The 20,413-nt window shown below is 71.2% G+C and carries 19 protein-coding genes and 2 pseudogenes; 13 read left to right on the top strand and 8 right to left on the bottom strand.

What is annotated here, in order from left to right; all coding sequences use genetic code 11:
* Positions 1-25 precede the first annotated feature (25 nt).
* Positions 26-736: a family 16 glycosylhydrolase gene (locus SSPS47_RS02740; RefSeq protein ID WP_164248425.1), complete on the bottom strand. Its 711-nt coding sequence runs from the start codon at positions 734-736 to the stop codon at positions 26-28.
* Between the two features lie 203 nt (positions 737-939).
* Here SSPS47_RS02740 and SSPS47_RS02735 point away from each other — a divergent pair, with 203 nt between their 5' ends.
* From SSPS47_RS02735 to SSPS47_RS02705, 7 genes are all read left to right on the top strand, one after another.
* Entirely contained in the window at positions 940-1,740 is an 801-nt protein-coding gene (locus SSPS47_RS02735; RefSeq protein WP_164248423.1) for a CoA transferase subunit A, read from the top strand.
* Positions 1,724-2,383 carry a CoA transferase subunit B gene (locus SSPS47_RS02730; protein ID WP_164248422.1) on the top strand — a complete coding sequence of 220 codons (660 nt, stop codon included), beginning with the start codon at positions 1,724-1,726 and terminating at the stop codon, positions 2,381-2,383. The genes SSPS47_RS02735 and SSPS47_RS02730 overlap by 17 nt, the downstream gene beginning before the upstream one ends.
* Positions 2,384-2,569: 186 nt before the next feature.
* Positions 2,570-4,012, top strand: coding sequence for a PHB depolymerase family esterase (locus SSPS47_RS02725; RefSeq protein ID WP_239065208.1), 1,443 nt, complete (start codon positions 2,570-2,572; stop codon positions 4,010-4,012).
* 67 nt (positions 4,013-4,079) lie between these two features.
* Positions 4,080-5,543 carry a 3-hydroxybutyrate oligomer hydrolase family protein gene (locus SSPS47_RS02720; protein WP_164248418.1) on the top strand — a complete coding sequence of 488 codons (1,464 nt, stop codon included), beginning with the start codon at positions 4,080-4,082 and terminating at the stop codon, positions 5,541-5,543.
* 150 nt (positions 5,544-5,693) lie between these two features.
* Positions 5,694-6,491 (top strand): 3-hydroxybutyrate dehydrogenase, encoded by a 798-nt coding sequence (locus SSPS47_RS02715; protein ID WP_147875787.1) that lies wholly within the window; start codon positions 5,694-5,696, stop codon positions 6,489-6,491.
* Between the two features lie 95 nt (positions 6,492-6,586).
* Complete coding sequence (locus SSPS47_RS02710; RefSeq protein WP_164248416.1) at positions 6,587-8,071, top strand: MFS transporter; 1,485 nt, start codon at positions 6,587-6,589, stop codon at positions 8,069-8,071.
* Positions 8,072-8,138: 67 nt separating this feature from the next.
* Entirely contained in the window at positions 8,139-10,067 is a 1,929-nt protein-coding gene (locus tag SSPS47_RS02705; protein ID WP_147875785.1) for a GAF domain-containing protein, read from the top strand.
* Here the strand turns inward: SSPS47_RS02705 and SSPS47_RS02700 are convergent.
* The 3 genes and pseudogenes from SSPS47_RS02700 to SSPS47_RS02690 all read right to left on the bottom strand — a co-directional run bounded on the left by SSPS47_RS02700 (position 10,054) and on the right by SSPS47_RS02690 (position 14,162).
* A complete protein-coding gene (locus tag SSPS47_RS02700) occupies positions 10,054-11,562 on the bottom strand; it encodes a phosphoesterase (RefSeq protein ID WP_164248414.1) in 1,509 nt (502 codons plus the stop codon). The two genes, SSPS47_RS02705 and SSPS47_RS02700, sit on opposite strands and share 14 nt — an antisense overlap.
* 132 nt (positions 11,563-11,694) lie before the next feature.
* Positions 11,695-12,879 (bottom strand): annotated as a pseudogene (locus SSPS47_RS02695) (Ig-like domain-containing protein).
* Between the two features lie 818 nt (positions 12,880-13,697).
* The gene (locus tag SSPS47_RS02690) at positions 13,698-14,162 is read right to left on the bottom strand and encodes an ATP-binding protein (protein WP_239064748.1); all 465 of its coding nucleotides are present in this window, start codon (positions 14,160-14,162) and stop codon (positions 13,698-13,700) included.
* Positions 14,163-14,452: 290 nt separating this feature from the next.
* Here SSPS47_RS02690 and SSPS47_RS02685 point away from each other — a divergent pair, with 290 nt between their 5' ends.
* Entirely contained in the window at positions 14,453-15,028 is a 576-nt protein-coding gene (locus SSPS47_RS02685) for a TerD family protein (protein ID WP_147875776.1), read from the top strand.
* 106 nt (positions 15,029-15,134) lie between these two features.
* On the opposite strand, the pseudogene SSPS47_RS02680 reads toward SSPS47_RS02685, so the two are convergent.
* Both SSPS47_RS02680 and SSPS47_RS02675 read right to left on the bottom strand, forming a co-directional pair.
* Positions 15,135-15,365: pseudogene (locus SSPS47_RS02680) on the bottom strand (alcohol dehydrogenase); the annotation flags it as partial.
* 43 nt (positions 15,366-15,408) lie between these two features.
* A complete protein-coding gene (locus SSPS47_RS02675; RefSeq protein ID WP_164248412.1) occupies positions 15,409-16,389 on the bottom strand; it encodes a YihY/virulence factor BrkB family protein in 981 nt (326 codons plus the stop codon).
* 133 nt (positions 16,390-16,522) lie between these two features.
* Between SSPS47_RS02675 and SSPS47_RS02670 the strand changes: the two genes are divergently transcribed.
* The 4 genes from SSPS47_RS02670 (at position 16,523) to SSPS47_RS02655 (ending at position 18,595) form a co-directional block, all read left to right on the top strand.
* Positions 16,523-16,954: a cold shock domain-containing protein gene (locus tag SSPS47_RS02670; RefSeq protein WP_164248410.1), complete on the top strand. Its 432-nt coding sequence runs from the start codon at positions 16,523-16,525 to the stop codon at positions 16,952-16,954.
* A 168-nt stretch (positions 16,955-17,122) separates the two neighbouring features.
* Positions 17,123-17,542 (top strand): TOBE domain-containing protein, encoded by a 420-nt coding sequence (locus SSPS47_RS02665; RefSeq protein ID WP_147875771.1) that lies wholly within the window; start codon positions 17,123-17,125, stop codon positions 17,540-17,542.
* Between the two features lie 98 nt (positions 17,543-17,640).
* Entirely contained in the window at positions 17,641-18,117 is a 477-nt protein-coding gene (locus SSPS47_RS02660; protein ID WP_147875770.1) for a VOC family protein, read from the top strand.
* Positions 18,118-18,169: 52 nt separating this feature from the next.
* Entirely contained in the window at positions 18,170-18,595 is a 426-nt protein-coding gene (locus SSPS47_RS02655) for a metalloregulator ArsR/SmtB family transcription factor (protein ID WP_239064747.1), read from the top strand.
* Here the strand turns inward: SSPS47_RS02655 and SSPS47_RS02650 are convergent.
* The gene (locus tag SSPS47_RS02650) at positions 18,531-19,247 is read right to left on the bottom strand and encodes an HAD family phosphatase (protein WP_164248408.1); all 717 of its coding nucleotides are present in this window, start codon (positions 19,245-19,247) and stop codon (positions 18,531-18,533) included. The genes SSPS47_RS02655 and SSPS47_RS02650 overlap by 65 nt on opposite strands.
* A 157-nt stretch (positions 19,248-19,404) precedes the next feature.
* Here SSPS47_RS02650 and SSPS47_RS02645 point away from each other — a divergent pair, with 157 nt between their 5' ends.
* Positions 19,405-19,698 (top strand): antibiotic biosynthesis monooxygenase, encoded by a 294-nt coding sequence (locus SSPS47_RS02645; RefSeq protein WP_164248406.1) that lies wholly within the window; start codon positions 19,405-19,407, stop codon positions 19,696-19,698.
* Here the strand turns inward: SSPS47_RS02645 and SSPS47_RS02640 are convergent.
* Positions 19,690-20,370, bottom strand: coding sequence for a TetR/AcrR family transcriptional regulator (locus SSPS47_RS02640; protein WP_164248404.1), 681 nt, complete (start codon positions 20,368-20,370; stop codon positions 19,690-19,692). The two genes, SSPS47_RS02645 and SSPS47_RS02640, sit on opposite strands and share 9 nt — an antisense overlap.
* Positions 20,371-20,413 lie beyond the last annotated feature (43 nt).

Raw genomic sequence — 20,413 nt, 5'->3', positions numbered from 1 at the left:
GGTGTCGCGGCGGCGGTCACCCGTCTCAGGGCCGGTAGACGCGGAGCCTGCTCACCTCGTAGGACATCTCCGTGGTCGCCGGGTCCGGGCGCGGGTGGTAGCGGCCCGCGCAGACCGAGAGGTTGACGATGAGATGGGCCCGCCAGCTCCCGCCCACGCCGGTGCGGTCCTCGAAGGCGCGGGCACCGTTGATGTGCCAGACGACCGAGCGGGCACCGAGGTGGATCTCGAAGTCCACCCAGGCGCCGGGGCGGATCGCCCGGTCGCGGTAGTAGCGCCGGCCGCCGTTCACATGGTTCGACAGCTCCAGCAGGTCCGGATTGTCCGGGTGGTACTCGAACACGTCGATCTCGTTGCCGCCGTCCAGCCACGTCCAGATCGCCGGCCACGCCCCCTGCTCGCGGGGGAGGCGGACCCGGGCCTCCAGGATGTCCCCCGAGCGGACCATGAAGCCGTCGGTGCTGCCCTCGGTGGTCAACAGCCCCGTTTTCCAGGTGCCCTGGGGCATTCGCGTCGCGCGGAATACACCGGATCGGCTGTACTCGGGGTCCGCGGTGAGGTGGTCCAGTTTGTCGTCGCCCGGGTTCGTCGGGCCGCCGTCCGGATACGCCCAGGAACGGCCGGCCACCCACTGGTCCCGCGACGAGAAGTCGGCGGTGAACACAGGTCGGCCGTGGGGGGATTGAGGAGAATGGGAGTTCGCGGACTCGTCCGCCGTACCGCTGGATCCGAACATGTCGTCGATCACCTCGGTCTCGCACCGCACCACCCGACCACGGGCCGGGAACGGTCCGGGTCCAGGGCGGTGACCTTGGGATATGTACCTTTCGGGACGGCAGGCGAAACGCCATGAGAGCCCGCACAGTTGTGTGGTCCGTCGCCATGGCCGGGTACGGGGGGCGGTTCCTAGTCTCGGGCGGAGTCGACGAAAGGCTTCGGATGAGTGTGGACAAGGTGGTCGCCCGCGCGGCGGACGCGGTCGCGGACATTTCGCGCGGATCGTCGCTGGGGGTGGGCGGTTTCGGGCTGTGCGGTGTCCCCGGGGTGCTGATCGACGCGCTGCTGGCGCGCGGGACCGGCGAACTGCGGGTGGTGTCCAACAACTGCGGAGTGGACGACGGGGGCCTCGGCCTGCTGCTGCGGCGCGGACTGATCTCCCGGATGACCAGCTCCTACGTGGGCGAGAACAAGGAGTTCGCGCGCCAGTACCTCAGCGGCGAACTGGAGGTGGAGCTGGTACCTCAGGGAACCCTCGCCGAACGGCTGCGCGCGGGCGGCTCCGGCATCCCGGCGTTCTACACCCCGGCGGGCGTGGGGACCGCGATCGCCGACGGCGGACTCGCGTGGCGCCACGGCGCCGACGGCTCGGTCGCGGTCGCCTCGCCGCCCCGCGAGAGACGCGCCTTCGGCGGGCGCGAGCATCTGCTCGAAGAGGCCATCACCACGGACTTCGCCCTGGTCAGGGCGGCGGTGGGCGACCGGCACGGCAATCTCCGGTTCCACGCCTCCGCCCGTAACTTCAATCCGCTGGTGGCCATGGCCGGACGTGTCACCGTCGCCGAGGTGGAGGAGCTGGTCGAACCGGGCGAACTCGGCCCCGAGGAGATCCAGTTGCCAGGCATCTTCGTCCAGCGGGTGGTTCCCGTACGGGCGGGGGACCCGGCTGCCGGGAAACGCGTCGAACGGCGCACCGTACGCGCACGTCGGGAAGGGACGGAGGAGCATGGCTCTCACACGTGAGGGGATGGCCGCCCGCGCCGCCCGTGAGCTGCGCGACGGCGCGTACGTCAACCTCGGCATCGGTCTGCCGACACTGATCCCGGAGCATCTGCCCGACGGTGTCGAAGTGGTCCTCCAGTCGGAGAACGGCATCCTGGGCACCGGCCCGTACCCGTACGACGACGAGGTGGACCCCGATCTGGTCAACGCGGGCAAGGAGACGGTGACCATCCTGCCCGGCGCCTCGTTCTTCGACTCCGCGCTCTCCTTCGCGATGATCCGCGGCGGGCACATCGACGTCGCCGTGCTGGGCGCCATGCAGGTCTCCGCCTCCGGCGATCTCGCGAACTGGGTGATCCCCGGGAAGATGGTCAAGGGGATGGGCGGTGCGATGGACCTGGTGCACGGCGCCCGGCAGGTGATCGTGCTCATGGAACACACCGCGAAGGACGGGTCGCCGAAACTCCTGACCCGGTGCACCCTGCCGCTCACCGGCTCCGCGGTCGTGGACCGGGTGATCACCGATCTCGCCGTCCTCGACATCACGGCTGACGGCCTGCTACTGCGGGAACTGGCACCGGAGGTGACGGTGGACCAGGTGCGGGCCGCCACCGGGGCGGACCTGACGGTCGCCCTGTCGTCGGGCGCCGGACGGTCGGCTTAGCAGCGCGGCGCGCTTCCCGCAAGAGGTGGTGACGCCCTTGTGGTGGGCGGGTTGTGGAGCGCGGACACATTCCGGGGCGGGCGGGACGCTTCCTACTGTGACCGCACCCCACTGGAGGTCACGTTGTCTCACACACCGTCGTTCGAGCCGACCCAACCCACACAGCCCCCCACCCGGCGCGGGCGGCTGCGCCGCGTCCTCGGGCGCGTCGCGGCCGCCCTCGCCCTGGCGACCGGAATCGCGCTGCTCCCGCCCGCGCCCGAGGCGCAGGCGGCTGTCGCCCTGGAGCGGGTGACCAGTTTCGGTGCCAACCCGGGCAGCCTGAACATGTACGTCTACCGGCCCTCGTCCCTGCCCGCGAACGCGCCCGTGGTGGTCGCGCTGCACGGCTGCACGCAGTCCGCCCAGATCTACGCGGACAACTCGGGCCTGACGACCTTCGCCGACCGCCAGGGCTTCCTCCTGGTCCTCGCCGAGACGACGTCCCTCAACAACGCGAACAAGTGCTTCAACTGGTTCCAGGCCGCCGACATCCGGCGAGGCCAGGGCGAGGCCGCGTCCATCCGGCAGATGGTCGCCCACGCCGTCTCGGCCTACGGCGCCGACGCCGGGCGGGTCAATGTCACCGGGCTGTCGGCCGGCGGCGGCATGACGGCGGTCATGCTCGCCGCGTACCCCGACGTCTTCAAGGCCGGCGCGGTGATGGCCGGACTGCCGTACGAATGCGCCACGGACGTCGTGTCGGCGTTCACCTGCATGAGCCCCGGCGTGGACCGTACGCCCCAGGACTGGGCGCAGCGCGTAGGAAACGCCTACCCCGGCCACACCGGCCCGTGGCCGAGGGTGTCGGTGTGGCAGGGCGACAACGACCCCACCGTCGTCCCGAGGAACGCCGACGAACTGCGCGATCAGTGGACCCAGGTGCACGGCCTGGACCAGACCCCGGACCGCAGCTCCACCATCGGCGCCAACAACACCCGCCGGGACGAGTACCTGGCCGGTGACGGCACCGTCGCCGTGGAGGTCAACCGGGTCCCGAACATCGGGCACGGCACGCCGGTCGACCCCGGCACCGGCGCCGAGCAGTGCGGGGCGACCGGCACCGCGCACTTCATCGACTCCATCTGCTCCAGCTACTGGGTCACCCGTTTCTTCGGACTCGACACGTCGGCGCCGGGGCCCGGCCAACTGCCCGCGCCGACCGGACTGCGGGCCACGGGTACGACCGCTTCCGCCATCTCCCTGGCCTGGGAGCCGGTCGCCGACGCGAGCGGCTACGCCGTCTACCGAGGCGGTACGCGCCTGGCCCAGCCGACCGGTACCCAGTACACCGACAGCGGTCTGAGTGCCGGGACCACACACGCGTACAGCGTGGCGGCGCGCGGCGCGGACGGCGCCGAGGGCGCGCGCTCGGCGCAGGTCACGGCCGGCACCGGCGGCGCGGCGGCGGTCTGCCGGACGGCGAGCAACTACGAGCACGTGCGCACCGGGCGGGCCACCACCAGCGGTGGTTACGTGTACGCCAAGGGTTCGAACCAGAACATGGGCCTCAACAACACGTTCGTCATCCGCACGTTGAAGGAGTCCCCGACGGGTTACTACGTCCTCGCCGACGCTCGCTGCCCCTGACGGACGGGTAGCGTCCCGCAGCCCCGCACGTGCCGCGTGTCGTGTCCTCGTAACGGAGTGATGGCCCATGCCACTTGTCCCACAGAACGTCCCACCCGTCCCACCCGGCGTCCGCGCCGGCCGAGTCCGGTCCCGGTGGATCCGCGCCACCTGTCTCGCCGCGGCGGCCCTGACGGCGATCGGCGCGGCCCCGGCGGGCCCGGTGCCCGGCGGCGCCGACACCGGCCGGCCGGGCCACTGCGCCAGGGCGGACACGATCGTCGTCCCCGGCGCCGAACACCAACAAGCCGCCTGCCTCGATGAGTTGACGACCGCCGGGACCGTCGCCTCGGGCCACACCGACGAGGCCGACTGGGCGGGCCTCACTCCGAAGGACCTCGCCACCCCGAGCGGCGTACCGGGCATCCAGCTCGACGGCTACTTTCCCGACTCCTCGACCACCAACACCAGTCACGGCTGGAACCACGACTCGCAGTTCGTGATCCGGCTGCCCGACCGCTGGAACGGCGGCCTGGTGATCGCCGGGTCGCCGGGTGTCCGCAAGCAGTACGCCAACGACCGGGCCTTCGGCGACTGGGTACTCGCCCGCGGCTACGCCTACGCCGCCACCGACAAGGGCAACACCGGTGCCGCCTTCCACCGCGACGGCTCCACGCCCGGCGACGCCCTCGCCGAGTGGAACCGCCGGGTCACCCAACTCAACCTCGCCGCCCGCGAGGTGGCCGCCCAGCGCTATCAGCGGCCCGTGACCCGTACCCTCGCGATGGGCATGTCCAACGGCGGCTACCTCGTGCGCTGGCAGTTGGAGAACCACCCCGAGCTGTACGACGGCGGGGTCGACTGGGAGGGCACCCTCTGGCGTACCGAGGACCCCAATCCGCTCACCTTCCTGCCACCCACCCTGCGCGCCTACCCCGCCTACGCGGCCGGTGGCGCGGGAGCCGGCGCCGCACACCGGAAGATCGTGGAGGCCGGATTCCCGGCGGGCTCCGAATTCCTCTGGCCCTACCACCACCAGTACTACTGGGACCTCACCCAGCGCATCTACCGCGAGGAACTCGACCCCGGTTACGACGGCGCCGTCGAGGCCGGGACACCCTTCTGCACCCCGGGGACCCCCGCCTGCGACGCCGACTACGACTACGAGTCCCGGCCGGGCGCCGTCCGTGACGCCATCGAGAAGATCGAACTGACCGGCCGGATCGGCAAACCGCTGATCAGCTTCCACGGCACGCTCGACGTACTGCTGCCGATCTCCAAGACCTCCGACACGTACGCGCGGATGGTGCGCCAGGAGGGCCGGGGCGCGCTGCACCGGTACTACCGGGTCGAGGGCGGCACCCACGTCGACTCGCTCTTCGACACCTTCCCCGACCGGCTCCGCCCGCTGGTGCCGTGTCACCGCTCGGCCGTCACCGCGCTGGAGCGCTGGCTGGACGACGGCAGGCGCCCGCCGCCGAGCCGTACTCTCCCGCTGCCCGAGGGGGCGGATCCGGCCACACTGCTCACCCGGTGCCCGCTCGGCGGGTAGCGGAGGACGACCGGCGAGCCAGGAGGGGCACGTAGCGTAACGGTGGGCCGCTCCTGGCGGACCTTATGGTGCAGGACACCACCCGACCGGCATCCACTGTGGTGAACCGTCACATGGGATGTCGGTTCAGGTGTCTCTACCGTTCCGGCCATGAAGAGCCCACGTCACGCAGGCCCCGATCCCTCCGCGCCGAGCGCGGGGGGACGGGCGCTCAACGGCCGCACCGCCCTGGTAACCGGTGGTGGCAGCGGCATCGGACGGGCCTGCGCCGAGGCGCTGGCCGAAGCCGGCGCGCTGGTCCACATCGTCGACCGCGACGCCGACGCCGCCAAGGCCGTCGCCGCCGACACGGGAGGCGTGAGCCACGCCGTGGACCTCGCCGACACCGGCGCGATCGACAGGCTGCCCGCCGGCGTGGACATCCTCGTCAACAACGCCGGACTCCAGCACGTCTCGGCCATCGAGGACTTCCCGCCCGACAGGTTCGAGCTGATGCAGAAGGTGATGCTCACGGCCCCGTTCCTGCTGATACGGCACTGCCTGCCGCACATGTACGCCCGCGGCTGGGGTCGCGTGGTCAACATCTCCAGCATGCACGGACTGCGCGCCAGCCCCTTCAAGTCCGCCTACGTCGCCGCCAAGCACGGCCTGGAGGGGCTGAGCAAGGTGACCGCCCTCGAAGGCGCGCAGCACGGTGTGACCAGCAACTGCGTCAACCCCGGTTATGTACGGACCCCGCTCGTGGAAGGGCAGATCGCCGCCCAGGCCGCCGCCCACGGGATTCCCCCGGACGAAGTCGTCAGCGACGTACTGCTGGACCGCTCCGCGATCAAGCGGCTGATCGAACCGGAGGAGGTGGCGGCGGTCTGCGTCTGGCTCTGCGGCCCCGACACCGGCTACATCACCGGCTCCTCCCTCCCCGTCGACGGCGGGTGGGGCGCCGGCTGACCCACCCAGCGCCCGGCCCGCGACCAGAGAATTCCGCTCCCGCCCGGCTCCGCACCCCCGTCCCTGCCCGCCCAACGAAACGCGGTGACTCCACCATGAGTGCCCCCAGCTCCACCCCACCCCGCCGAGCCAACATCGGCCGCATCGTCGCGGCCAGCCTCGTCGGCACCACCATCGAGTGGTACGACTTCTTCCTGTACGGCTCCGCCGCCGCGCTGGTCTTCAACACGCTGTTCTTCCCCAGCAGCGACCCGCTCGTCGGCACACTGCTCGCCTTCCTCACCTACGCGGTCGGCTTCGCCGCCCGCCCGCTCGGCGGCATCGTCTTCGGCCACTACGGGGACAAGGTCGGCCGCAAGAAGCTCCTGGTGTTCAGCCTCCTGCTGATGGGCGGCGCCACCTTCGCGATGGGCCTGCTCCCCACCCACGCGACCATCGGTGTCGGCGCGCCGATCCTGCTCACCGTGCTGCGGCTCGTCCAGGGCTTCGCGCTCGGCGGCGAATGGGGCGGCGCGATCCTGATCGTCTCCGAGCACGGCGGCGACAAGAGGCGCGGGTTCTGGGCCTCCTGGCCGCAGGCGGGCGCACCCGGCGGCAACCTGCTGGCCACCGGCGTACTGGCGCTGCTCGCCACGGTCCAGTCCGACGAGGCGTTCCTGGCGTGGGGCTGGCGCATCCCGTTCCTGCTCTCCGGTGTGCTGGTCGTGATCGGCCTGTGGATACGTATCTCGGTGGAGGAGTCCCCGGTCTTCCTGGAGGCGCAGAAGAAGGCGGCCGACGAGGCGGCCGAGGCGGCACGGAAGGCGGAGACGGCCGGGGGAGCCAAGAACCCGGTCGCGGCGATCACCGAGGACGCACCCGTCGTCCAGGTGTTCCGCAAGAGCTGGCGCGAGGTGCTCGTCGCGATCGGCACCCGGTTCGGTGAGAACGTCTCGTACTACATCCTCACCGCCTTCGTGCTGGTCTACGTCACCGTCCACCTCGAACTGCCCAAGAGCGACGCCCTCAACGCGGTCCTGATCGGCTCGGCGGTGCACTTCGTCACCATCCCGCTGTGGGGCGCCCTCTCCGACCGGCTCGGCCGCCGCCCGGTCACCCAGATCGGCGCGATCGGCATGGTCGGCTGGGCGTACGCCTTCTTCGCCCTGCTGGACACCGAGTCGTTCCCGGTCATCGCCCTCGCGGTCACGGTGGGTCTGCTGTTCCACGGGGCGATGTACGGGCCGCAGGCGGCCTTCATCTCCGAGATGTTCGACACGAAGGTCCGCTACTCCGGCGCCTCCATGGGCTCGCAGCTCGCCTCGATCATCGGCGGCGCTCTCGCACCGCTCATCGCGGTCGAACTGCTCAAGGACTACGACTCGTCCGTGCCGGTGTCCATCTACCTCAGCGCCGCCGCGCTCGTCACCGTCCTGACCGTGTGGGTGGCCAAGGAGACCAGGGGCCGTGACCTGACCAAGGACGGACTCGTCGGCTCCGTCGCGGCCCCCGCCGTGGACACGGACGCGGAGCCCGCACAGGGCTCCGCGGCGAGCCGTACCGGGAGCGGCGCCAAGGACTCCGCCCGGCTCGGCGGCTGACCGGCGGCCCCGGACCGGGGCCGCATCCCCGCCGTCGCACCCGTGCCCGCCTGGAGGTGATCACCGTATGCTCGCCGACGTGACAGCTCCAGGCACCCGGCACTCCGTGGCTGCCCTCCGCCGGCTCCTCGACCTGCTGGCGCGGGGCGCGCCCACGGAGGAGTTCGCCCGCCCCGCCGCCGAAGCCCGCGAGGCCGGCGTGCGGGGCGGTGAACTGGCCGCGATCAACGACGCCACCGACGTCGCCCTGCGCATCAGGCGGACCCTGAGCCAGCACCGGCGCCGCGAGGCCCAGCTCACCGCGCTGTTCGACACCGCCAGCGACCTGGCCGCGCTCCGTGACCTGGACGCCGTGCTGCGCGCCATCGTCCATCGGGCCAAGCTGCTGCTCGGCACGGACGTCACCTATCTGTCCCTCAACGACGAACTCGCCGGCGACACCTACATGCGGGTCACCGACGGGTCTGTGGCCGCGGCCTTCCAGCAGGTGCGGCTCGGGATGGGTGAGGGCCTCGGCGGACTCGTCGCACAGACCGCCCGCCCGTACGCCACCGGCGACTACCAGCGCGACACCCGCTTCAACCACACGTCCACCATCGACAGCGCCGTGCTCGACGAGGGCCTGCGCGCGATCCTCGGCGTACCGCTGCGCGTCGGCGCCCGGATCATCGGCGTGCTGTACGCGGCCGACCGGGCGCCCCGCGAGTTCGCCGCCGAAGAGGTCGCCCTGCTCTCCTCGCTGGCCGACCACGCCGCCATCGCCATCGACGGCGCGCGGCTGCTGGAGGAGACCCGGGCCGCACTGGTCGACCTCAACTCGGCATCGGAGACCATCCGAACGCACAGCCGTCAGATGCGCCGCGCCGAGGAGGCGCACGACCAGCTCACCGACCTCGTGCTGCGCGGCGGCGGAGCCGACGACGTGGCCGCGGCCATCGCCGACATCCTCGACGGCGGGATCCTCATCCACGACGCGGACGGCGCCGAACTCGCCCGCGCCCGCGCCGAATCACTGGCGCCACTGACCCCCGCGGTCGCCGCGTCCAGGGCGAGCGGCCGGGCGGTCCCGCTGAACGGCACCTGGGTCTGCGCGGTCCTCGCCGGCCCCGAACTCCTCGGCAGCATCGCCCTCACCGGGCGCGCCGACCTCGCGGACGTCGACCGGCTCCTGTTCGAACGCGCGGCGGTCGTCACGGCGCTGCTCCTGCTGCTGCGCCGCTCGGTCGCCGAGGCGGAGGACCGGGTACGCGGCGAACTGCTGGGTGACCTGCTCATCGGCTCCGGCGATCCCGGCGCCCTGTCGGCGCGGGCCCGGCGGCTGGGTGTCGACCTGGCCCGCCGGCACTGTGTCTTCGTCGCGGACAGCGAGACGACCGACCGGCACCGCCTGCTGGCCGTCGCCGCCAGGAGCGCCCAGGCCGGCAACGGTCTGGCCGGACTCCACCAGGGACACGTGGTGCTGGTCGCGCCCACCGACACCCCCGGCCCGAGCGCGCGCAAGCTGGCCGCCGAACTCGGCCAGGCACTCGGTTCCCCCGTCACCGTCGGGGCCGCGGGCCCGGCCGCCGGTCCCGCCGAACTGCCCACCACCCACACCGAGGCGTGCCGCTGTCTGTCCGCCCTGCGCGTCCTCGGCCACACCGGGCACGGCGGCGCCACCGACGACCTCGGCTTCGTCGGCGTACTTCTCGGCGAGCGCGCGGACCTCGGCGGCTACGTACGCGCCACGCTCGGCGCCGTGCTCGACTACGACGCCGAGCGCGGCACCGACCTCGTGGGCACGCTCGACGCGTACTTCGCCGAGGGGGCGAGCCTCACCCGTACCAAGACGGCGCTGCACGTCCATGTGAACACGGTCGTGCAGCGCCTCGAACGGGTCGGCCGGCTCCTCGGCCCGGACTGGAACTCCCCGGCCCGCACATTGGAGATCCAACTGGCCCTGCGGCTCCACGCGTTGACGCGGAGCCCGGACCTGTCGCCGACTAACGGACCTTGACGAACACCGGGTTGGAGTAGAACCACAGGTCGTCCCACGGGCTTTCGAGACCGTCCGCGAGCGGCTCGGCCTCGTCCGTGCTGGTGCCGCGGACACGGGCGTAGAGGTCACCGTCCACATCACGCAGGGTGTGCTTGACGACGTACTCGTCGCCCTGCCTGCGCCAGTCCCGCCTGCCGAACCGCGCCACGACCTTCGTGGTGGGGTTGGTGTCGGAGTCGCGGTCCTCGCTCCTGCCGGTGATCTTTCCGACGATCAGGTCGACGCGACGCACCTCGGGACGGTCGCCGTTGGCGTTCTCGCCGTCCAGCGGACGGAAGCGGATCTCGATCTCGACATCCGTACGGCCCCGGTTGGTGACCGTGATCGTCTCGCCCACGGACGCCACGTCGCCGCGGTTGCTCGCGGTGACGTCCAGGGTCCGGATGAGGTCGCCGGTGCCGACCCAGATCCGGCCGTTGCGCAGACCGTCCATGATGTCGGCGTAGTCCTGCCGCGCCAGCACATGCGTCTTGCTGTACTCGCCCGGCCAGAAGTCGGAGCCGCCACGCGTCCAGTGCACGTGCGAGTCGGACGTCGCGGTGATCCACCAGCGCCTGCCCTCGCCGAGCAGCGCGTCCCACAGACCGCCGACACGCGCGGTCATCTGGTCGAAGCCGCCGTGCGTCGGGTAGTTGCCGTACCCACCGCGCGCGCCGCCGTTCAGCGGACCCGCCTGGTGGCCCGGAGCGCCCTCGAAGCCGACGTAGATGTCGGGCGCGGCGTCGTTGCCGTTACGGAACTCGCGCGGTGTGTCCTGACCGTAGACACCCAGTCCGGGCGCCGAACGGGAGGCGTGGTGGGCGATCACCAGCGGCTTGCGGCGCATGTCCTTCGCCGCCTTCAGGAACTCCACCATCTTCGCCTCGGTGTCACGGCCCGGGTCGGCGGGGAAGGGGTCGAGCTTGGCGAAGCGCTGCTCCAGCTCGAACAGCTGCCGCGCCTCGTCGGTGTGGTGCGGGATCATCAGCGTGTGGTGGTCGAGCGCCGGCGCGTCGAACTCCATGCCCCAGAACTGGAGCACCTCGGGTACCAGCACGCGCGAGCGCAGCAGGTCGGGGTAGGCCTGCTCCAGGTTGACCTTCGAGTGCGTCGGACCGCCGTGGTCGGTGCACATCGCCCAGCTCAGACCGAAGTTCTTCGCCATGATCGCGTTGGTGACGATCGGGTAGACCGCGTCGGCGCCCTTCTTGAACACCGGCGGGTTCTTCGTCGTGTCGAACGAGCCGCTGTACTCCGAGTGAACGTGGTGGTCACCGGCGCGCCAGGCGCGTCTGCGGGAGTCGCCGGAGCCGCCCGGCCCGCGGCGGTCGTCGTCGTCCTCGTTGCCGAAAGCGGCACCGGCGCCGACCAGCGGGGCCGCCGCGGCGAGGGTCGCGCCGACGCCCGCGAACTTGACGAGCCGACGCCGGGAGAGTGCGGAGCGCTCGGGGTCTTCGGTGTTCTTGTCCTTCACGGTTGAAGCCTTTCGTTCAACTTCCGGCGCGGGGGGCAACCGCAGAGTCTCGGAGGCCAAACCGAACGCCGGGTGAACGGAGGTCAGGTCCATCGAGAACAGAGAACGTTGCCCGATACACCGGCCGCGCGATCAGTCCAGGGCGCTGCGCTCCCGCCACTTCGGCCACGACAGGTTCCAGGCCCCGAAGCCGTTCCCCGGCTCAACCGTGCCCTTGGTGTCGGCGCCCTTGATCTCGAACGGGTCGCCCACCCGCACCTGCCGGTAGAACCAGGCGGCGTCGGCGTCGCTCATCCCGATGCAGCCGGAACTCCGGTTGGCGACGCCCAGGTACTTCGCGTTCCACGGCGCCGCGTGCGCCTACATCCCGGACCAGGTCAGCCGCATCGAGTGGTCGACCATCTTGTCGTAGGCGTCACCGAGGCCCACGGTCTCGGAGTTCATGTTGATCGTCCCCTCCTTGGCCATCAGCACCGCCGTGCCGCGCCAGGACCGTCTGTCCCCACCGGGGGTGCCGCCGGAGACCGGGATCTCGCGTACGGTCCTGCCGTCGCGCTCCAGGGTGAGGCGGTGCTTGTCCAGATCGACCTCGACCACCTGGCGGGCGCCCACGGTGAAGGTGGTCGAGTAGTCCCTCACGAACCAGCCGCCGCCGGGCCCGGAGTCGGTGCCGTTCAACTCGGCGCGCAGCGTGACCTTCGTGCCGGGTCGCCAGTACGTCCTCGGCCGCCAGTCGACCCGGTCCCGTCCCGACCAGTCCCGGACCCAACCCCAGGAGCGCTGGGTGTCGTTGGAGGTGGTGACCTTCAACCGGCGTTCCACCTCGGCCTTGTTGGCGACCGGGTTGTCGAAGACGAGTGAGACCGGCTGCGCGACGCCGACCGTGGCGCCCTCGCCGGGCCGTCAGTCGGTCTTGTTGACCTTGCCGGCGCGGGCGGTGCTGAACGCCGCCTCGGACCGCCCCTTCCCGCCGTCCTCGGTGCGGGTCGCCGCCGTGACCGTGTACGAGGCGCCGGGCACCGCGTTGCGGTCGGAGACCCAGACCGTGCCCTTCGGCTCCATCGAGCCCTTGAGGGTCCGGCCCCGGTCGTCGGTGACCGTGACGGAGGTGAGCGTGCCGCCGTGCGCGGTGACCTTCACCGGGCGGCCCGCCTCGGCGTCCTTCCCGCTCGGGGCCACGGTGACGGTGGCCGGGCTCGCGGCGGCCTGCGTCGCCTTGCCGCCCGCCGGGTGCTTGCCGTCCGCCGTCTCACCCGAGGCGGCGGACGAACAGGCGGTGAGCGAGGCGGCCAGCGAGACGAGGACGACGGGCGCGATCGCGAGACGTACGGACGGGTGGTGTACGGATACGCGACGTACGGACGCGGGACGTACGGACGCGGTACGCGCGGATGAGTGGCGCAACGGAGACCTCCGTCGGAAGGCAGGGGCAATGGGACAACGCGACTCTAAGCACGCGAAACACGCAGGTGAGAGGCGTGCGGCCAATGTGACGGGCACTGATGGGAAACGGTCGTCGTCCCGTCACATTCGGCGCGCGGAGCGGTCACGGGCGGCTGTGAGCATCCTCGGCGTCCCCGCAGAGCAGGCCGGGGTGGAAGAGAGGCTCACACTGTGTCAGCACTCCTTGTGACGGCAGGCCGGACCGGGCAGCGGCAGGACAGCCGGGACCTACGGCTGGAACCGGTCACCGCCCACGCGTACCGCGCGTTCCTCGCCTCCCGCACGGGAGAGGCACTGGGCCCCAAATTCCTCCAGTGCCCCTCGTGGGCGCAGGTGGAGGACAGGACCCAGGAGAGCCCCGGAGCGCGGGCGGGCGGCCCGGCGCTCGGACGAGACGACCGGCCTGCCCGGCACTGGACGGCGGAACGCTCAGGCCGTCCGCCGGGCGCTCCGGAGCCGGCACCCGATGTCGGCTCCGCCGGGCAGGGCCTGGAGGGTGTCCGGAAAGTCCCGCCTGGTCCGTGACGCCTGGCGCGGCATCTCTCCCCCGTGGCCCCCGCGTTGTCGGGGTCGGCCGAGTACCGCCGGTTCATCCACAGCGCCGGTCCTCCGTCTTGCGATGCACCGCGCCGGGACGCCGCAGGTCCCGCCCCGCGGGCGGACGGCGCTGCATTCCGGACACGCCCCAGGGGCTACGCCCGGCCGTCGTCCGAGGCCGCGAGGCGGACCTTGATGCGCTTGCCGACGGGCTCCCGGCGGACGTCGTATCCCTCGCACAGCGCGATGACGATCTCCATCCCGTGCTGCCCGATCCGGCCGGGCTCGGTGGCGCGCGGCACCGGCAGCGTGGAGTCCGTGTCCCACACGGTGATCTCCACCACGTCCCCGTCGAACACCAGGTCAAGCAGGCAGGGGCCGGGTGCGTACTTGCACGCGTTGGTCACCAGCTCGCTGACGACCAACTGCGCCGTACCGATCACCCGGGAGGGCACCTTCGCGCCCTGCTCGGTCCGCGCGGTCCCGAGGAAGTCGGCCGCGAAGCGGCGTGCCTCCCCGATCATTTCCGAATCCCCGCTGAACACCGCGCCGTGTCTGACCACCCGGCCCGTGCCCGGGCCCGTGCAGCGGTCCTTGGTCTCTTCCACCCGCTGGTCCATGCGTACGATCCATTCCCCGTGGCGACCGTCGGTCCGGACACCCTTCTTACGTCCACTTCTCCGTCTGTGTCACCGCCTGCCCCGCTTCAGCCACTCCAGTCCCAGCGATGGACGGAATTCCACGAAGACCTCTCCGCGATGCCACTGCGGCCCCTCGCGCCCCACCCCGCACGCCGTCCCGCACCTCGGGTCGCGCCGAACCGTTCGAGCCTGGAAGATACCCGGACCGTTGGTTCTCCGGTGTTATAGATTTTGATCCACTTTTCAGTCACGAACAGCAGGAGGAGATCGTGGGCGTTTCCCTGGGCAAGGGTGGCAATGTTTCGCTGAGCAAGGAGGCGCCGGGCCTGACGGCGGTGCTCGTCGGCCTCGGCTGGGACGCGCGCAGCACCACCGGCGCCGACTTCGACCTCGACGCGAGCGCGCTGCTCGTCAACAGCGCCGGCCGGGTGCTCTCCGACCAGCACTTCATCTTCTACAACAACCTGAAAAGCCCTGACGGCTCGGTCGAGCACACCGGTGACAACCTCACCGGTGAGGGCGACGGTGACGACGAGTCGCTGAAGGTCAACCTCGCCGGTGTCCCCGCCGATGTCGACAAGATCGTCTTCCCGGTCTCCATCCACGAGGCCGGCTCACGTGGGCAGAGCTTCGGCCAGGTCCGCAACGCGTTCATCCGTGTGGTGAACCAGGCCGGCGGCGCCGAACTGGCGCGCTACGACCTCACCGAGGACGCCTCGACGGAGACCGCGATGGTCTTCGGCGAGCTGTACCGGCACGGTGCGGAGTGGAAGTTCCGCGCCGTGGGCCAGGGTTACGCCTCCGGACTGGCCGGTATCGCGGCCGACTTCGGCGTCAACGTCTGAGAACGGCGCGACCCACAAGTACGAGAAGCACGAGCGCGGTCACGAGCACGAGCGGGACGGCGGCGGCCGGCGACGGATCCGCCGCCGCCCGGCTCGCGCACCGCGCTCACAGCCGGGGATCGACGTGGATCTTGGGCCCCGGCCCCGCCCCCTCGGGCCGTACCCCCGCCAGCACCTGTGCCAGCGACTCCAGCGCCACGGTGCTCGCGACCAGCGGTCGCGGATCGACCGCGCCCGACGCGTAGTGCCCGATCGTGCGGGCGAGCGCGGGTGACGCGCTCAGCACGCCCACGGCGGTGACGTCCTTCAGCGCCAGCGCGCGGGTGTCGATCCGGCTCGCACTGAGCGCACCTGGCACCGGACTTGGGGGAGACGAACGCTCAGACATGGTCCGGGTCGCCGCCGTGCCCCGGATCGGGGTGCACGGGGTCGTGCTGTCCCGCTCGCGCGGACTCCAACTGCGCGGCCAGCGACAGACCGAGGAAGAGCGAGATGCCCGCCAGGTTCGACCAGAGCAGCAGCGCGACGAACGCCGTCAGCGGCCCGTACACCGAGCCGAACGACCCGCTGAACCCGACGTACAGCGTGAGCAGCCACGTGGCGCCGACCCACAGCAGAAGATGCACGGCCGAGCCGAACGCCAGCCACGTATAACCCGGTTGGTCGCGGCGCGGGGCCCGGCGGAACAGCACGGCCGAGGCCAGCCACGTCAGCAGGATGCCCACCGGAATCCGCAGCAGCCCCCAGGCGTCCTGCGCCGGCTCGCCCCACCCGAAGGTCTCGGCGAGTGCGCTTCCGACGGCCTTGCCACCGACCAGGACGAGGAACCCGCCGACCAGCGGCAGCCCGGCGGCGACGACGAGTACGAGCGCGCGGGCGTACTTGGCGAGGAACGGGCGGTCCCGCTCCACCCCGTAGATACGGTTCGCGCCCCGCTCGATCTGGGCCATGGCCGACGCGAGATTCAGCGTCGCGAACGCGAGACCGAGCCAGACGGCCAGCTCACCCCCGGGACCGGAACCGGCCCCCTCCTCGGTGCGGCCCAGCGAGGTGCGGATCAGCTCCGCGCTGGGACCGGGTGCTATTCGGGTGAGCGTCAACTCGACGACCCGGCCGACACTCTCCGTGTGCAGGGACGTCGCGACGCCGACCAGCGCGATGCTGAACGGCACCAGCGCCAGGACGAACTGGAAGGCCAGCGCCCTGGCGAAGCTGAAGCCGTCCGCGTACCGGAACCGCAGGAACGCGTCGGTCAGCAACTTGCGCCCGCCATAGGTGCGCAGCGCCGCCCACGCCTCGTCCCCCGAGAGCTCTTCCCCGATCATGTCCCGGGTCTGCGGTACCCGCACCACGGTGCCCATCGTGCCCCCGACTCGTGTTGATCTACTGGCGACGGATTCTCCCAGGCGGGAGGATGTGAGAGGTTGCCCGGGGGCCGTTGTGGACCCCGGCAGAGGTAATCGAGGTAGAGGTAGGGCCGTGGAGGTAGGGGCTGTGCTGCATGTAGGGCGAGTGCTGAGGTTCGACGAGGTTCGCGGATACGGGTTCATCGTCCCCAGTGAGGGGGACGAGGACGTGTTCATGCACGCCAACGATCTGCTGGACGAGAAGTACCAGTACAAGGCGGGCAGTGAGGTCGAGTACTTCCTGGAGATGGGGGACAAGGGCCCCAAGGCGTCACAGATCAGACTCGTGCACGCCCCCGCCGCGCCGCAGGGGCAGCGGGGCGCGTCCGGCACGGGGCAGGCGCAGGGGCAGGTGGACCCGCACGGCGAGTACTCGGACGTGCTGTCCCAGGTGGAGCTGCGGAACGAGCTGACCGAGGCGCTGCTCCAGGCCGACGGGACGCTGACCGGCGACCAGATCAAACGGGTGCGCACGTCGGTGATCGAGCTGGCGCGCTCGCACGGCTGGCTCGAATCCTGAGAGCGGTGGTGGGCGGGCCTCCCCGCCCACCATCCCCTCCGGATGTCGCGTCCGAAGGCGGGCCACGAGACAGGAGCCGCCACGGGTGTCGATGGGTGGCTTGCCTTCGCTCATCCTTTTGAATGGCCTCACCCCTGTCCGCCGGACCAGCGAGAGGCCGAACCACGCATGCAGCTGACCATCCGCAACCAGATCGCCGGCACCGTCACCGCCGTCACCCCCGACGAGGTCATGGCGACGGTCGGGGTCCATCTGTCGGGCGGGCAGGACATCACCGCCGCCGTCACCCTGGAGGCCGTGCACGAACTCGGCATCGGGGTGGGCACCGCCGTACATGTGCTGGCCAAGGCGACCGAGGTGTCCCTGGCCACCGGGCCGGTGGAGGGGCTGAGCATCCGCAACCGTCTCCCCGGCACGCTCACCGAGATCGTTCTCGGGGCCGCCCTCGCGAACGTCAAGGTGGCCGTGGACGGCGCCGAGCTGACCGCCGTGGTCACCAAGGAGGCCGTGGAGGAGCTGGGGCTCACCCCCGGAACGGGCGTCACCGCGCTGATCAAGTCGACGGAGATCGCCCTCGCCACCGGGTGAGCCGCTGTCCGGTCGAACCGCCCTCTGCGATGAGTTCCGGGCGGTGCGACAGTCGGAGGGGGAGAGGCAGAACAAGCCGCCGACACCGGGAGACAGCGATGCCGAAGACCACACCCAATCTCTGGTTCGACACCCAGGCCGAGGAGGCCGCCGAGTTCTACGTCGGGATCTTCCCGAACTCCAGGATCACGGCCATCACCCACTACGGCGAGGCCGGACCCGGGAAGGCCGGCTCGGTGCTGACCGTGGAGTACGAGCTCGACGGCCAGACCTACATCGGAATCAACGGCGGCCCGCAGTTCACCTTCGACGAAGCCATCTCGTTCCTGATCGAGTGCGCGGACCAGGACGAGATCGACTACTACTGGGCGAAGCTCACCGAGGGTGGCGAGGAGGGCCCCTGTGGCTGGCTGAAGGACAGGTACGGACTGTCCTGGCAGGTCGCGCCGACCGGGATGACCGAGCTGCTCAACGGGCCGGACCCGGAGCGCGGTCAGCGGGCGATGAAGGCGATGTTCGGCATGAAGAAGATCGACATCGCCGGGCTGATGGCCGCGGCCGACGGAACCGGCTGATACTTAAGTGATCCCTTGACTGTTTGCGTCCCGAGCCTTCATAGTTAAGTACATGCCTAACTGTGAGGGCTCGCTGGACGCGGTGTTCCACGCGCTGGCGGACCGGACCCGGCGGGAGATCGTCGAGCGGCTGATCGGTGGCCCGCTCTCCGTCAGCCAGCTCGCGCGGCCTCTGGAGATGTCGCTGCCCGCCGTGATGCAGCACCTCCAGGTGCTCGAGGCGTGCGCGCTGGTCCGGTCGGAGAAGACCGGCCGGGTCCGCGTCTGTCACATCGAGCCGGCCGGGCTGCGGACGGCCGAGGACTGGATCGGGCGGCAGCGCACCGACTGGGAGCACCGTCCGGACCGCCTCGGCGACCACCTGTCGGAGCACGAGCAGCAGCGACCGCCGGACGGCTCCGGACGGCGGGCGGCTAACGCGCCCGGCGCGGGTCCCGCACGCTCCCGCTCAGCCAGGCCTCGGCCGCCCGCGCCGTGAACTCGCTCTGCCCGCGCGCGAAGAGCAGCTCCGCCCCGAGGAACGCCGGATCGTCGGCGGTGCCCGGCACGTACGGCACGGCCACGCACCGCATACCCGCCGCGCGCGCCGCCACCACGCCCGGCGGCGCGTCCTCCAGCACCACGCAGTCCGCGGGGTCCGCGCCGAGGCGCCGCGCGGCCTCCAGGAAGACATCGGGTGCGGGCTTGCCGTGCGGGACCTCCTCGGCCGAGACGGCGAGGGTGAGGTAGGGGTCCAGTCCCGTGCCGCCGAGCACGGCCTCGATGGCGTCGCGGGACGAGCCCGACGCCACGGCCATGGGCACCCCTCGCGCGTGCAGCCGCTCCACGAACTTCCGCATCTCGGGAAAGACCTCGGTCGAGGCGCGCGCCAGCTCCAGGTACAGGCGGTTCTTGGCGGTCAGCAGCTCGTCGACCGGCGCGCCGATCCGGTACTCCGCGCGCAGCGCCTCCAGCGTCTCCCGCGTACTGATGCCGATGTACCGGGTGTGGTGCTCCCAGCTGAAGTCGGGTATCCCGTACCGGGCGAGCAGCCGCCGCCCGGCCTCGTAGTAGTTCGGCTCGCTGTCCACGAGGGTGCCGTCGAGATCGAAGATGACGCGGGGGACGGAGTGGGTACGCGCGGTGCTCATGCCCCCAGCATGCCAAGGCCCGCCACCCGTCGCGCCGGGGCGGCCGGCCGGCGTCCGGCGCGGCCCCCGCTGTACGCGACCGGGTCCGCGCGCGGGAGAACGCGAGCGGTCCAGGCACCACTCGTGCGAGATCCCCGGATACCACGGAGGCCCCGAGATGCTGATCGTCGCCGGCAAGGGATACGTCGATCCGGACACCCGCGATGCGTTCCTCGCGGGCTTCGAGGCGGCCCAGTCGCGGGCGCGGGCCGAACCCGGCTGTCTCGACTACGTGGTGGCCGCCGACCCCGTCGAGCCGGGGCGTGTGAACGTGTACGAGCGGTGGGAGTCACCGGAGCACCTGGCGGCTCGTCTGGCCAGGACGGCAGGTGAGTCACAGCCGTCCCCGGTCGTACTCAGCATGGAGATCAGGCAGTACGAGATCGGCGCCCCGGGCCCGCTCTCACCGTGACGCACGTGCCAGCAGCCCCGAGAGCACGACCTCCAGGACCTGCCGCAGCGTCGCGGTGAACTCGATCCGCAGGGCCGCCAGCGAGGGGTCCGCCTCGTATGCCGCGATCATCGCCGCAGACGGCTGGGTGTGCGTCCATATCGAGCCCGTCGTCATGACACAGAGGGCGGCGAACCGCAGCGCGTCCTCCTCGCCGAGTTCGGGCACCCGGGCGCGCACCGAGCCGGCCAGCGCGCCGACGTTCGCGATCGCGGCGCGTTTGTACTCGGCCGCGACGGCAGGCGACACGTTGCGCTCCAGGACCGCCGCCTGGGAGCTGGTCAGGTCGCACAGAACCGGGCGGTCACCCAGCGAGCCGGCGACCACGGCCGCCACCCGGTCGCCACGCTCGGTCAGCGGTGCGGTGGCGTCGACCCCTGAGGAGAGCGCGTCCTCCAGGTACTCCAGCCACTCCCCGGACGCCGCATCGAGCAATTCGAGGAGTACGGCCTCACGCGACTCGAAGTAGCGCAGGACGTTCGACTTCGCCAGCCCGACCCGTCGGCTCAGCTCGTTCAGGGTCACCTGGGCCACCGGCATCTCGGTCAGCATCGAGGCCGTCGTGTCGAGGATCGCCTGCCGGCGCTGGGCGCGCTGCTCCTCATTGCGTGCGCGCTGGAAGGTGTGTGCCATGGCGCGAGTCTACAGACCTGCGGTCTGTTGTTATCGGACCGGC

The sequence above is a fragment of the Streptomyces sp. S4.7 genome, from assembly GCF_010384365.1.
Lineage (GTDB): Bacteria > Actinomycetota > Actinomycetes > Streptomycetales > Streptomycetaceae > Streptomyces.
Note: the sequence above shows the minus strand (reverse complement) of the source record. Positions and strands in the feature narration are given on the sequence as shown.